This is a genomic window from Staphylococcus croceilyticus, from assembly GCF_002902575.1.
Taxonomy (GTDB): domain Bacteria; phylum Bacillota; class Bacilli; order Staphylococcales; family Staphylococcaceae; genus Staphylococcus; species Staphylococcus croceilyticus.
The window spans coordinates 1-13,834 of record NZ_PPRD01000025.1 but is presented as its reverse complement, the minus strand read 5'-3'; the positions used below and the strand labels follow the sequence as shown (position 1 = coordinate 13,834).

The following is a 13,834-nucleotide window of genomic DNA, read 5'->3' as shown; positions in this document are numbered from 1 at the left end:
ATTATATTGTTGTATTGTTATAATAATAGATATAGAAAAAATTGTTGTATTATGTATAATGTATTATTGTTTGTATTGTAATTACTATTAAAAAATACATTATATTATTAAACTGATTATTGATTTAAGGAGTATAGAAATGAAGATTGTAAAGAGTAAAGAAATCAATCATAGGCCCAAAGTAAGTGTGTTAATTAGTACATATAATAAAGAGAAATTTATTGATACTACATTGGATAGTATTTTGAAACAAACAATGAATATGAAAGATTTTGAAGTCATTGTGGTGGATGATTGTTCTACTGATCAAACATACGATATTGTTGCTAAAAAAATGGATAGTTTTGCTAACTATAAGTTTGTTCAATTAGATGAAAATTCAGGTACTCCAGCAAAACCACGTAATTTATCTATTGATTTAAGTAAAGGAAAATACATAATATTCATAGATGGAGACGATTGGCTACCTGAAGGTGCTTTAGAAAAGCTATATACACTTTTAAAAACAAATAAGACAGATTATGCTACTGGATTAACTAAATATGTGCATAGTGACCGTATTGCTAGAAGTGGAGTTGCCTTATCTAAAATTGCATATAAGAAAACAGATTTAAAATATTTTAGAAAGTCGTTTTATCATCTGGCGCCTGCTGGCCGTATGATTAAAGCTAGCGTAATTAAAAAGAATCATATACAATTTCCAGAAATGATTTATGGAGAGGATTTACAATTTTTTGCAGAAGTATTTTTCAATACGAGACGTATTAGTACGACGCAAGAGGTAGTTTATTGCGCTAATCGATATGATGATAATGTTTCTTTAGTGAAATCAGAAAGTTCAACAATTATTAATCGAATGAAATGGCAAGGAGAAGCTTATAGACATTTAATGGATAAGTATAAAAATAATAAGTTAATGCCTAATTTACTATACCGTATTATTAATAAAGATATTTTAGAAGCTAAATTCTATAAGAAGCGATTTATTAGTGACATTGATGAATTACTTCCTATTTTTCAAAATATTATTCATATGATAGAAGAAAATTTCAATCCTTTAGATTATGTTGATGATGAATTAAACCGACAAGCAATAAAGTTAATACGTAAAGGCAATAAAGAAGAGATTATAAAATTCGTTAAATTTTATCTTAAAAAAGATGATAAACCACTTCATGAGAAAAATGATATCTATTATTATTCATTTAAAGGGACAAATTATAAAAAAAGAATGCACCCTACATTGCTAAAAATCGAGCAAGAAAATGATAAAATCTTTTTAAAATTACTTTCTAAAAACTCTGATTTAAAATATCTAGAAGTTAAAAATCGAAAAGATCCAACTCAGTTTATTGTAATAGACATTAAGAAAAATCGTTTCAAATCTGGAGAATATAGTGTTCAGTTTAAAACAGATAACCTACCTAAAGGGAAATTAGCGCTTACAGTTTTAGATAAAGATTTAAATGGTTCAGTAATTAAATCTGGCATGCGCTTTGATTTTTACGAAACTGTTGGTGGTAATTTAGGATATATAAAGAAATAATTAAAATTTTACCTCATAATCATGATTTGTTTTTGGAAATTAATTCAGATGCATTATCTAATAGAAATATAATTAATTAGGTTTTGAGTTGGTTCATTTATTTTATTAGATGTGCGTTATTGAAAGTGAAAAAGAGCATTCTCAAAAATAAGTAAAAATATTTTATAATAAAAAATTCAGTGTTTGAAATAAAAATAAAGACAAAGTGCTCTTTGATGTGCATCCCAAAAGTTAAATTGAAAATCTAACTTTTGGGGTGCTTTTTTATGAGTATACATTACAAATATAAAATCAAATATTAATCTCTTCTTGTAAATAAAATATTGTAGATATTGGTAATAAATGTATATAATAAATATTATTAAAAGATAAATTATTTATATTTTTAAAGTAAGAGGAGATATTTATAGTGAACAAAGGGGTAAAATTCGAAAGATATATTCAAATAATAGTTATGGTATTCGTAATGATGGGGTTGGTCTTCTTTTTCCAATTAAATGAAGCACAGGCTTTAACTAAAGATAATGATGTGAAGACTACTCATGATACGTTAAATACGGTAGTTAAGCCACAAAATAAAAGTGTAATGAGTCCATCTAAAGCTGTTCATACATCTACAACGCTACCACAAAATAAGAAAGCAATTTCTAATCAAGTATCAAAAAGCGTAGTGCCAAAAGTATCAAAACCACAATTACCCGCTCAAACGTCAAAAACTGTAAGTAATCTAAAAAGTGGGAAAACGTCTAAATCAGCGACAATTACGAAAAGTAAGCCAGTGCAACCAAATGTTAAAACGCCAAGTAAGGCGGTATCAAAAACATCAAAACCGCAGTTACTTACTCAAACGACTAAGGCTGCAAGTAATCCAAAGAATGAGAAAACGCCTAGGATAGCAACCATTACAAAAAGTAAACCAGTGCAACCAAGCGTTAAAACGACAGCTAAAACACTACCAAAAACCACAACATCATCAACTAATAAAAACTATTATAACCAACCGCCTAAGCGATGGCCTTCTAATGTACCTGGCGGTGAGAATGTGCGAGATTTCGGACAAACGACGAAAGAGTCAGGTCTTGATGATGCTTTAAAAATCATGAAGAAATCCGGAAATAAAGGTGTGACAATTGAACATGCTAAACCTAAGTATGCTAACATCGCGACAGTATATAATTGGAATCCAACGGCCAAAACGTTAACGTACGGGACTGGAACTGCGATTGGGAAGCATACTATCTTAACTGCTAATCATGTGGTGAATGATCAACGTGCGCATCGACCTTTATCACCATCACAGCCTCAGAATATGCGCGTGAACTTATTACAAGAGGGCTCAAAAGTAGCTAAAACACTTGAGGTTTTTGGTGTGCAGATGTTACAAAACGGGGATGTAGCTTTAGTGTATACATACGAGGATATTTCGAAATACATGCCGATACGCAAAATTGCATCTGAAAAGACAATTAAGTCATTGAAAGCCAATACGCCTATTCATATGTATCATTATGGTGCGCCATCAGGGCAGTATAAAAATGATCCTGCGGGAACGATGTACCATTCTAAAGGTAAATATTCTATGACCGCGCGTAATGTTAATCCTATCGGTTATTATCAAATGATGGCTGAACCAGGTTCGTCTGGAGCTGCTGTGTTAAATGATAAGAATGAAGTGTTAGGTATTCATGCATTTAGAGTGGATTCAGGAGAGTATAAGACATATCACTTAAACACAATGGCGGAAATTAGAGGGAACTTACGTAAGGAAATCCTTGATAATATTGTGTAGAGTGAGTGGATTTAAGATTGATTTTAAATAGTTTATGCGAGACATCATTGAAAGAGTAAGTCTTTTGATGATGTCTTTTTTTATTTAGGAAAATGGCCAAAGTTAACCTTTATGTATGCGTAATCACTTTCTCGTATGCCTATATCTTCTCCACTTTTCAAGAAAATAAATTTGTAAAAATAAAAATCACGAATAAAAAATATATTAAAATTATAAGGCTTAAAATGTGATTAAAAAAACGGGTAAAGGGAATAATTTAATTGTATAGCGTTTATCGTAGAGTAGGGCATATTAAGTAAAGAGTCATGATAAAGGCAAATATTAATTTATCGGGGGAGATAAAGGTGACAGAATCAAATAATAAAAAGCTTGAACAATTAGAAGCACAAAAGAAAAATAATGATAATCAAGCAATTACTACTAACCATGGTGTAAAAGTAAGTGAGGATGAAAATTCTCTTACAGTGGGCGATAGAGGTCCAACACTTCTAGAAGATTTCCATTTCCGTGAAAAAATGATGCATTTCGACCATGAGCGTATTCCTGAACGTGTTGTACATGCGCGTGGGTTTGGTGCACATGGTGAATTTAAAGTATATGAAGATATGAGCAAATATACACAAGCAGACTTTTTAACTCACCCTGAAAAAACAACACCAGTATTCGTCCGTTTCTCTACAGTGCAAGGATCAAAAGGATCTCCTGATACTGTAAGAGATATTCGTGGTTTCGCAACTAAATTCTATACTGATGAAGGTAACTTTGATTTAGTTGGTAACAACGCCCCAGTATTCTTTATTCAAGATGCAATTAAATTCCCTGACTTTGTACATGCATTAAAACCAGAACCTCATAATGAAATGCCTCAAGGTGGTTCAGCACATGATACATTCTGGGACTTCTTTGGACAAAACCCTGAATCTACGCATGCAGTCTTCTGGGCGATGAGTGATAGAGGTATTCCGAAGAACTATCGTCAAATGGAAGGTTTCGGTGTACATACATTTAGATTGGTAAACAAAGAAGGTCAATCATACTTTGTTAAATTCCACTGGAAACCATTACACGGTTTAGAAAGCTTGGTATGGGATGAAGCACAAATCTTACATGGTAAAGATGTCGATTTCCATAGAAAAGATTTATACGAATCAATTGAAAAAGGCGATTACCCTGAATGGGAGTTAGGTTTCCAAATCATTACGCCTGAACAAGAATTTGACTTTGATTTCGATATTTTAGACCCTACGAAAATTTGGCCTGAAGATCAGATTCCAGTAAAACGTGTAGGTAAAATGACGTTAAACCGTAACGTTGATAATGTCTTTGCGGAAACTGAACAAGTTGCTTTCCATACTGGCCATGTTGTGCCTGGTATTGATTTCTCAAATGACCCATTATTACAAGGACGTTTATTCTCATATACAGATACACAAATTTCAAGATTGGGTGGACCAAACTTTAATCAAATTCCAATCAATAGACCAGTTAGTGGCGTACACAATAACCAACGTGATGCGATGCACCAAATGGACATCCATCAAGGCCAAACAGCTTACCATAAAAATGGCTTGAATAATAATGAACCACATACAACGCCTAAAGAAAAAGGCGGCTATGAACATTACCAAGAAAAAGTGGAAGGCCACAAAGTGCGTCAACGTAGTGAAAGTTTCAAAGATTATTATACTCAAGCTAAACTTTATAAAAATAGCTTAACTGAAGCGGAACAACAACATATGGCTGATGCGTTCTCATTCGAAATTGGTAAATGTAAATCAGTAATGGTTAAACAAAATGCGGTTAACCAATTAAATAAAGTTGATCGTCAATTAGCTGAATATGTGGCTAAGAATGTTGGCGTTGATGTGCCTGAAAATAATGAAGAAGTTCAATCTGATGCAAGTGATAGCCAATTAACATTAGAAAAATTCGATATTCCATTATTAGGTCACTCTGTAGCCGTATTAATTAATGGTGATATTGACGCAGATACATTAAAAGCATATGCTGAAGTCTTCTCAAACAATCGCTTGAACTTTGCATTTGTGGGACAATATGCGAAAGATTTAACTGAAGAAGTTGGTATCACTGAAACTTACAGTACAGCAAGTTCAACTGTCTTTGATAGTGTGATTATCTTATCAGATGGCAATGAATTATTAGAAGATGCTGTTGATTTTGCTGAATTAAGTTATAAACACAAAAAACCAGTTGTTGTATCTGAAGTAGCATCTAAGTTATTAAATCATAGTAAAATCCAATTAGATGCGCCAGGTGTGATTGTTTCTGATAAACCTGATGCGATTCTAGATGCATTTGAACGTTTCAGATATTGGGACAGATAAAGAAAAAAGAAGAGGGAAGGCAGTCTAAAATATAACCTTTTCTAACTAGTAAAAGCACTTTCTATTAAAACTTTAAAGTAGAAAGTGCTTTTTTTAGGTAAATGCGAAGAGGAAGTAAGTGTATTGAAGTTTTGTTTACAGTTTTCATATAAAGTTAACAAAACTTTATATAGTATAATATTGCATGTTTTGTAATATAAATGTAATATTGTAATCGAATGGTAATATAAATTTTGGACTTGCTACTATTCAATTTATATTAAAAGGAGAAAAACTATGAAAAAACTTACTAAAATTACATTGTCATCTGTCGTGGCCCTAGGAACATTATTCGGAGTAGGATATTCAGTTGATAACCTTCATGTAAACGAAGCATATGCAGCACAACATCAAAATGTAAAACCTTATTATAATTACAATGGATATACATCAAAAGGTACGCCTTCTTTCGTTCTAGATCCAGCGTTTATTAATACTTTAAAATACGATAATTTTAAAATTAATGGTGTGAAAATCCCTTATACAACTGGCAAAAAAGCGCTTCCTAATGCAATTAAAAATGTTCAAAAATACGACCAAACATTTGCAATTACAAACTCTAATGGAACAGTAGCAAGATATGTATCATTTGATGCAAATGGTAAATTGACAACGAAACAATTAATGAATGCATATGGAAATAAATTGAAATTAGCAAATAGTTCTAAAGGTATAAAAGTATATGTATATAACCCTTATAAACAGCATTATGGTATTGCTTTCTACACTAACAATGGTAAAGTTCAAAATATTATGATTGGTCATTTTGCAGTATAAGTTTATGCAGTATAAGTTTAAAGGATGAGTTAAAAAGGTCTTTCTATCTGCAACTATAAAATTGGCTATGAAAAATTTATAATTATAGATTTCTTCATAGCTTTTTTAGCGTTCGTGTTTTTAATACTAATATATTGGAGATTATAGCTTATTACTTCTAATAGATCGTAGTGTAAAGATTTATATAGATAAAGGTTTAGTCACTTTGAAATATGGTATCACACTTTTAATAAAACTAGAAGGCATCTCATACTTATTAACAGCTATTATGGTGCTGGCAATTCGTAGTCTCAAATAGTTATTCTAAAGATTGATTTTTTATTATTATTGGAGGTTATTTTATCAAAATTAGTGATTATATAAATTGTATTGAAAATAATAAATACAAACTGTTATATCGAAATTTAGATGAAGAATTTAAAAGTAAAATAAAAAAGCGCCATCTAAAAAAGATTATCTTAAAATATAAAGGTCGTTCCCATGAAATGTTCAATCAACTAGAGCTAAATAATTCAATTCGTTGCATCTATTTAAGTAAAGATAATAAATGGGGAATTGCTATAACTATTCATAAAGTAACTAAAAAGATATTAGGTTTATTACTCGTACCCATTAATAAAGAAAAAGAGCAATTTTTTTACATATTATAACTATTTCATGCCTATAGATAGAAAATGGAAAGTTGTTTGGGGTGGCGATACTTTATTAACGAACTACCATAGTAATATTCCATCTCAAAAGTATGCTTATGATTTACTGATTGAGAAAGAAAATAAAACTTATACGGATGAAGGCAATTATAACGAAGACTATTTTGCTTATAAGCAAAATATTGTTGCCCCACGATCCGGTGTGGTTGTTGATATACGTAACAGTATTAAAGACAATCAACCAGGAGTAATGAATAAAAAACAATTATTAGGAAACTACGTCATCATGCGCCATGGAGAACAAGAGTATAGTTTGATAGCACATTTTATGCCCAACTCTATATTAGTGACGCTTGGTCAAAGCGTTGAAAGTGGTGACCTTTTAGGTAAGTGTGGCAATTCAGGTCATTCTTCTGAACCACATATCCATTTTCAAGTGATGAATACACCTTTATTGAGTGAGGATTGTTTAGCAAAGAAAATTAAATTTGAAAATTTAGAGAATCCAATAATTGGTGATGTAGTAACTGGGCAAAATTGTTATTAATGTAATTCAAAAAAGGAGTGTTACTTTTGGAAGAAATCAATATATTAGAAGATAAAAAATTAGCTAATAAACTTGCAGTATACTCTTATATTAGTTTTGTTGTTTTTGGTATTATATTCTATTTAATTATGAAATTGGCAGATACCCCTAAATTTTTTGATTCATTATTAGTCAATGCGCTTTTTATAATTATTCTCTTAATACTTATGTTTGCAATCCATGAATGTATACATGGAATATTTTTCAAACTATTTTCACCTAAGAACAAAGTTTATTTTGGGGCAACTAAGGGCATGTTTTATTGTGCAATACCAGGTGGGACGTTTACACCATTAACTTTTACAATTAGTAGTATTGCGCCTTTTGTAATTATTACAACAATATTTATAATTACTTTATTTTTAGGATGGTTTCCACGCGGTCTCTTTTTCTTCTTTGCTACATTTCATGCGGGATGTTGTATAGGTGACTTTTATTGGGTTTGGAAAATGTTCAAAGCGCCTAAACGTTCAACAATTGAAACCACAAATACAGGAATTATCATTCACTAAATTAAATAACCCTTTTTTAGTTATTAAATTAATACTGGCTATATAAAAAATTGGACTGATATTATAATCCTAAGTTCAATTTTTTATGTTTTGAAGGTAAATAATGATGCAATTGCCTCTATAATTATTAGTTACTATATAAATAAATTAATCATTTAGTCCAATTACTTATTACATAGAGGTCTTACCAAGGAATCTAAAATACATAGAAATTAATAGTTGCAATATTAAAAAGTATATATTTGAATTATTTTGAATTTGCATAAAAATATATTATATAATGAAATTTGGCTGTGATTTTTTAAATTCAAATAGAAAAGAATTCATGGTTTAGTATGTTAAAGGGAGAATGCAGATGAGAGTTTATACATCGATTATTTTTTGGATGAGGGCAATCGCTTGTTTAAGTGTTGTGATGATTCATACAATAACAACTACTTTTTATAAATTTGATATGCCAAATGAAGGCTATTTACTAAGAGTTTTTCAATTATTGTTATTGTATGCTACGCCAATGTTTGTTTTCATCTCAGAATTTTTATTAGCTAAACAATACAAAACTAAAGTTAAAGAAAACTTTTTCAAACAGAAACTACTTACTTTAGGAATACCATACATCATTATTAATATGGGTCTTGCTTATGTGTATGGTCATCCGAAAAATTTCCAAGATTATTTAGAATCTGTTGGTTTTATGATGTTTCATGGGGGCACGTTAACATATTTTATTGTTATCATTTTTCAGTTTTATTTATTACATGTGCTATTTGCCAAGTATCTCGTGAAACTTAATCCAATAAAGTTAATTATATATTCCTTAGTTATTACGTCTTTATTTTGGGCTATGAGAAACTTTATAGATGCACCCGAAAATATTTGGTTTAATTGGCTTTGGCAAAGAGAAGGATGGATGTTATTCATTGGATGGCTAAGTTACTTCTTACTAGGTTTCTATATGGGATACTATTATGAAACAATGATGAATCGAATTCAAAAATACACCTTACATATTGTGATTGGTACGATTGTAGTAACAATGATGGTTATATTCAACTATTTATCTGGAATTTTGACATTAGTTGATTCTAAACGGTTTGATACCCCTATTTATGTAACAATGGTTATTTTATTATTCTTCTTAATATCATCTTATATAAAATATGTTCCTAGATTTGTTATCTTTATTAGTAATTATTCATTTTCAATTTACTTAATTCACTACTTTTTTGTACATAGATTAGGATCGTTACATGAGCATCCATTTTTTAATATTATTTTTACATTTACTTTAACTGTAACTTTCTCTGTATGTATAGCTTATGTTATGAATTTAAGTAAATACGGCAAGTATATCGTTGGCGGTATTGGGAAAATGAAGTATGAAAAATTTTATCAAAGTTATCAACAAAATTTAGTGGACTAGAACTATGAGAGAAGAATAAATACATTAGTTTTAAATGTCCTATGTATATAAAGGGTATTTTTGAAACAATGTAAGTAAATAAAAACACCTTACTAAGTTGAATTAAATCTAACTTAATAAGGTGTTTTTGTCATATTTTTAAGCTTCTACGTTTTCATCCATTTGTGCTTCGAATTCGTCTAATAATGCACGAGCTTCGTCTACTGTTTCAGTGCTCATCAATTGATGGCGTAGTTGGCTTGCGCCTTTGATGCCACGTACGTAGATTTTGAAGAATCTGCGTAGAGCTTTGAATTGTTGTGTTTCTTCAGTAGAATGCTTTTCAAATAATGTTAAATGTAATCTGAATAAGTCTAGTAATTCTTTGCTTGTATGTTCGCGGGGTTCTTTTTCAAAGGCAAAAGGATTGTGGAAAATTCCTCTACCGATCATTACGCCGTCAATGCCATATTTATTAGCAAGTTCTAGCCCTTTCTGTCTGTCTGGGATATCACCGTTGATAGTTAATAATGTGTTAGGTGCGATTGCGTCGCGCATTTCTTTAATGGCTGAGATTAATTCCCAGTGTGCATCTACTTTACTCATTTCTTTACGTGTACGAAGGTGGATAGATAGGTTTGCGATATCTTGTTTAAAGACGTGTTTTAACCATTCTTTCCACTCATCTATTTCATAATAGCCTAGACGTGTTTTAACACTTACTGGTAAGCCACCTGCTTTAGAGGCTTGAATGATTTCAGCTGCAACTTCAGGGCGTAGAATTAATCCTGAACCTTTACCTTTTTTGGCTACATTAGCTACGGGACATCCCATGTTTAAATCAATGCCTTTAAAGCCCATCTCTGCTAAACCGATACTCATTTCACGGAATTGCTCTGGCTTGTCGCCCCAAATATGAGCGACCATAGGCTGTTCATCTTCACTGAATGTTAAACGTCCGCGAACGCTGTGGATGCCTTCAGGATGGCAAAAGCTTTCTGTGTTTGTAAATTCAGTGAAGAAGACGTCTGGTCTAGCTGCTTCACTAACCACGTGACGAAAGACGATATCTGTCACGTCTTCCATAGGTGCCAAAATAAAAAATGGACGTGGCAATTCACTCCAAAAATTTTCTTTCATAATATATTTAAACCTTCTTCTTTATTAATATCTCTAATTTTTATGCATGATGATATTACCACAAATGGTGAACTTATACAAAAGGAATTTTATTAGTTTTAACATAGGAGAGGGCGGTCTGCGCGTAGTCTAAAAAATAAGTATATAAGAGATTTATTTTTGAAATAGCTTTTCAAACTTAAAGAGAGTAAATCATCTAAAATAAACAGAAAATTGACAATTTTCAGTAAAATAGCAATATTTATATATATTTCTACTAACTAGAAAAGGGTGCTTCTATGAATATTCAAACTATCAATTTATTATTATTTGATGTGATTTCGTCTATTGGATCTAAAGTTTTTACTTTCGCTTGTGCATTTTATATTTTAAAAAATACTCACTCTCCGACAGTATACACATTGTATTTAACAATAATTGTACTGTCTACAATTTTAAGTCAACCATTATTTGGAGTATATGCTGATAAATATAACAATAAGAGAATAGTGATTGTCTCACAAATTATAAATGTAATTGCTTTGAGTGTATTTATATGTATTTTTAATCATTACTTTTATTACATCATTCTACTAGGTGTTATTTTAAATTTAACGGATGGAGCAATAAGTATCATTGTAAATGCTAATATCAAAAATATCTCGGAAAAAGATATCGAACGTTTTATTTCTTTAAGACAAATGTATACTGTAGGGATTGGATTTCTAGCTCCAATTCTAGAGGGAATATTGATTGCAGCTTTAAAAATAGAATATTTAGCATTAATTAATATTATTACAGAATTATTGGCAATGGTATTTATTATGGCCATAAAAATAGATAGAGTGATAGAAGTAAATAAAAATAGTTTAAAGCAAGATTTTAAAATTGGCTTCTCATATTTATTAAAAAATAAAACATTACTAAACTTTATGTTAGTAGCTATAATACTAAATTTTTTAATTAATTCGGTAGTGGTTGGTGTTTCAATTACTTCAATTCAAGTCATGAAATTAAGTTCACAACAGTTTGGTGTGATTGAATCTTCACTAACAATCGGCATGTTTATCATATCTTTAGTATTTTCAATATATCCAATTAAAAATAAACTTAAATTACCATTCCAAATTTCGATTATTCTACAGTTTCTTGCAGTATTAATACTCAGTATGACTTTGTTTTTAAACATGCAAAATTACTTAGCTTTTGTGCTAATAGGCGTTGTATATTTTGTAATTGGCTCGGCATTACCTTTAAGTAATATACCTTATTCAATTTATTTACAAAACTATATTGATGAACAATATAAAGGGCGAGTTTTTTCATTAAATCAATCTATAGTACAATCTTTAACTCCAGTATCATTTTTAATTTTTGGTATTTTACTTAATTATTCTCAAAAGTTTATCTACTTAATCGTTTCTATACTGATACTGTTCGTATTTATATACTTTAGTACTTATATGAAAAAGAAAATATAAGATACTAATGTCTAATAATTTACTATGATATAAAATAAGCTAAGGTACTATAAATTAGTATCTTAGCTATTTAATACTACCTATGCCTTCTAATGTTTCATGGTAGGGTCGTGTTAGTTCATTACATGAGACAACTTTTCTATTTTCATTAAAAGTAAATTCTGCGTATACTTCTATTTTCCCGACAAAACCATCTTTTTTCTCAACATTAACATCGTAACGAAGAAAAACTATATTTTGAGTTTCATTGATAAGCATTGTTTTAAAAGAGTCGATTGATAACTTAGTTACTATCTCTTTGAGTTTTTCTAAATGCTCCGTGAATTCTTTAATATTTGAAATATGATGATCAGTGGTTTGAATGTAATTAGGAGCAAAATAATGATTAATTTTTTTAGTATCTAAGTTGATTAATATATCCTCATATAGTTGTTCAATAGTAACTTTTAAGCTTTCTTTATTCATGACAAATCTCCTTTATTAACATATCCATTCCATTTCAGGTGTAGAGCTTGAAACTATTGTATTAAGACAAAAGACATCCAGCACAAATTAAGGTGTTGGATGCTTTTTTAATAATATTAGCTTATTTATTATATTATTAATGAGATGAATTTTTGCGTTTAAATGTGAAGAATACGCCAACTGCTAAGATAAATGCACCAATGGCTGTAGTAGTTAAAATAGGAGTTTCTTTAGCTCCTGTATTAGGTAGTGTTTGTTTTTCATCTTTAGTTGTTTGTTGTTGAGCGTGATTAGTTTGTTGAGTTTGATTAGATGTAGCTTTGTCAGTTTGATCGTTTAACATTTCGCTACCGCCGTGGTTAATGCCGTTTTCATCCACATTTGTTTGGTAGAAATTACCGTCTTTAGTTAAAGGTAAAGCATGTCCGTTATCATCTCTAACAGCGTTTGGTTTGAATACGCCTTCTGCCACAGTAATTGTAGTGTTATATTTGTCAGCAATATCTTGAGTAGCGTCGTTTAAAGCAAGTTGATATTGTTGTTGAGATACGCTATTTGGATTAGGAACATTTTGTTCAAGTTCAGAATATTGTTCATTTATCATGCCTTGAGGTGTAATACCGCCATAAGGGCGTTCACCTTGGGTAGTTTGTTGGCTTTGAGTCGTTGTAGCATCAGTTGTCGTATCATTAGTTGCTGCATATGTAGTAGTCGAAACATCTGTTAATAATAATGTAGTTGTTAATGCAAATGTACCTAATTTAAATTTGTTGTTCATTTAATTCCATCTCCTTTTTATAGTTTTGTTACATTTACATTGTTTAATTGTTACAAAATTATTTCAATGATGTTTCTAAAACTTTACAAAAGATTTACGATTAAATATATTTTATTTTTAAAATTTTTAATATAGATTAAATTGAATTATCAATTCATACATCAAATATTTAGAAGTAAATATTCATCTCATAGTTAGATTTAAAATATTAAAAAATTATTTACATAGGAGTTTAAATTAATTTTAAGAAATGTAGAGAAATCAAATCATTTCTTAAACATTTTTCTTCTATATACTTGTATGTTTAGATATTATTAACTAAACACTGTTCATATTGGCTTACTT

Annotated in this window: 11 protein-coding genes; 8 read left to right on the top strand and 3 right to left on the bottom strand. The window is 30.2% G+C overall.

Annotated elements, in window-relative coordinates:
• The first annotated feature begins 139 nt into the window (after positions 1 to 139).
• The 7 genes from CD128_RS04580 (at position 140) to CD128_RS04550 (ending at position 9,667) form a co-directional block, all read left to right on the top strand.
• A complete protein-coding gene (locus tag CD128_RS04580; RefSeq protein ID WP_103328881.1) occupies positions 140 to 1,546 on the top strand; it encodes a glycosyltransferase family 2 protein in 1,407 nt (468 codons plus the stop codon).
• A 466-nt stretch (positions 1,547 to 2,012) separates the two neighbouring features.
• Positions 2,013 to 3,335, top strand: a complete 1,323-nt coding sequence (locus CD128_RS04575) for a trypsin-like peptidase domain-containing protein (RefSeq protein WP_103328882.1) — start codon at positions 2,013 to 2,015, stop codon at positions 3,333 to 3,335.
• A gap of 305 nt (positions 3,336 to 3,640) precedes the next feature.
• Positions 3,641 to 5,680, top strand: a complete 2,040-nt coding sequence (locus tag CD128_RS04570) for a catalase (protein ID WP_103328880.1) — start codon at positions 3,641 to 3,643, stop codon at positions 5,678 to 5,680.
• 276 nt (positions 5,681 to 5,956) lie between these two features.
• Positions 5,957 to 6,496, top strand: a complete 540-nt coding sequence (gene isaB, locus CD128_RS04565) for an immunodominant staphylococcal antigen IsaB family protein (RefSeq protein WP_103328879.1) — start codon at positions 5,957 to 5,959, stop codon at positions 6,494 to 6,496.
• A 657-nt stretch (positions 6,497 to 7,153) separates the two neighbouring features.
• On the top strand, positions 7,154 to 7,693 hold the full coding sequence (locus tag CD128_RS04560; RefSeq protein ID WP_103328878.1) for a M23 family metallopeptidase: 540 nt from the start codon (positions 7,154 to 7,156) through the stop codon (positions 7,691 to 7,693).
• Positions 7,694 to 7,710: 17 nt separating this feature from the next.
• Positions 7,711 to 8,244 (top strand): DUF3267 domain-containing protein, encoded by a 534-nt coding sequence (locus CD128_RS04555; RefSeq protein WP_231917259.1) that lies wholly within the window; start codon positions 7,711 to 7,713, stop codon positions 8,242 to 8,244.
• A 355-nt stretch (positions 8,245 to 8,599) separates the two neighbouring features.
• On the top strand, positions 8,600 to 9,667 hold the full coding sequence (locus CD128_RS04550) for an acyltransferase family protein (protein WP_103328876.1): 1,068 nt from the start codon (positions 8,600 to 8,602) through the stop codon (positions 9,665 to 9,667).
• A 138-nt stretch (positions 9,668 to 9,805) separates the two neighbouring features.
• Here the strand turns inward: CD128_RS04550 and CD128_RS04545 are convergent, their stop codons facing one another.
• Complete coding sequence (locus CD128_RS04545; RefSeq protein WP_103328875.1) at positions 9,806 to 10,786, bottom strand: tRNA dihydrouridine synthase; 981 nt, start codon at positions 10,784 to 10,786, stop codon at positions 9,806 to 9,808.
• Positions 10,787 to 11,064: 278 nt separating this feature from the next.
• Here CD128_RS04545 and CD128_RS04540 point away from each other — a divergent pair, with 278 nt between their 5' ends.
• Positions 11,065 to 12,246, top strand: coding sequence for an MFS transporter (locus tag CD128_RS04540; RefSeq protein WP_103328874.1), 1,182 nt, complete (start codon positions 11,065 to 11,067; stop codon positions 12,244 to 12,246).
• Between the two features lie 66 nt (positions 12,247 to 12,312).
• Here the strand turns inward: CD128_RS04540 and CD128_RS04535 are convergent, their stop codons facing one another.
• The gene (locus tag CD128_RS04535) at positions 12,313 to 12,711 is read right to left on the bottom strand and encodes a hypothetical protein (protein ID WP_103328873.1); all 399 of its coding nucleotides are present in this window, start codon (positions 12,709 to 12,711) and stop codon (positions 12,313 to 12,315) included.
• Between the two features lie 136 nt (positions 12,712 to 12,847).
• A complete protein-coding gene (locus CD128_RS12005; protein WP_103328872.1) occupies positions 12,848 to 13,489 on the bottom strand; it encodes an LPXTG cell wall anchor domain-containing protein in 642 nt (213 codons plus the stop codon).
• Positions 13,490 to 13,834 lie beyond the last annotated feature (345 nt).

What these genes read in the sequence shown, in the direction of transcription:
- CD128_RS04535 (WP_103328873.1), bottom strand. Translation starts at nt 12,711, where the DNA reads ATGAATAAAGAAAGCTTAAAAGTTACTATTGAACAACTATATGAGGAT.
- CD128_RS04540 (WP_103328874.1), top strand. Translation starts at nt 11,065, where the DNA reads ATGAATATTCAAACTATCAATTTATTATTATTTGATGTGATTTCGTCT.
- CD128_RS04560 (WP_103328878.1), top strand. Translation starts at nt 7,154, where the DNA reads ATGCCTATAGATAGAAAATGGAAAGTTGTTTGGGGTGGCGATACTTTA.
- CD128_RS04570 (WP_103328880.1), top strand. Translation starts at nt 3,641, where the DNA reads ATGATAAAGGCAAATATTAATTTATCGGGGGAGATAAAGGTGACAGAA.
- CD128_RS04550 (WP_103328876.1), top strand. Translation starts at nt 8,600, where the DNA reads ATGAGAGTTTATACATCGATTATTTTTTGGATGAGGGCAATCGCTTGT.
- CD128_RS04545 (WP_103328875.1), bottom strand. Translation starts at nt 10,786, where the DNA reads ATGAAAGAAAATTTTTGGAGTGAATTGCCACGTCCATTTTTTATTTTG.
- CD128_RS04580 (WP_103328881.1), top strand. Translation starts at nt 140, where the DNA reads ATGAAGATTGTAAAGAGTAAAGAAATCAATCATAGGCCCAAAGTAAGT.
- CD128_RS04575 (WP_103328882.1), top strand. Translation starts at nt 2,013, where the DNA reads ATGATGGGGTTGGTCTTCTTTTTCCAATTAAATGAAGCACAGGCTTTA.
- CD128_RS12005 (WP_103328872.1), bottom strand. Translation starts at nt 13,489, where the DNA reads ATGAACAACAAATTTAAATTAGGTACATTTGCATTAACAACTACATTA.
- isaB (WP_103328879.1), top strand. Translation starts at nt 5,957, where the DNA reads ATGAAAAAACTTACTAAAATTACATTGTCATCTGTCGTGGCCCTAGGA.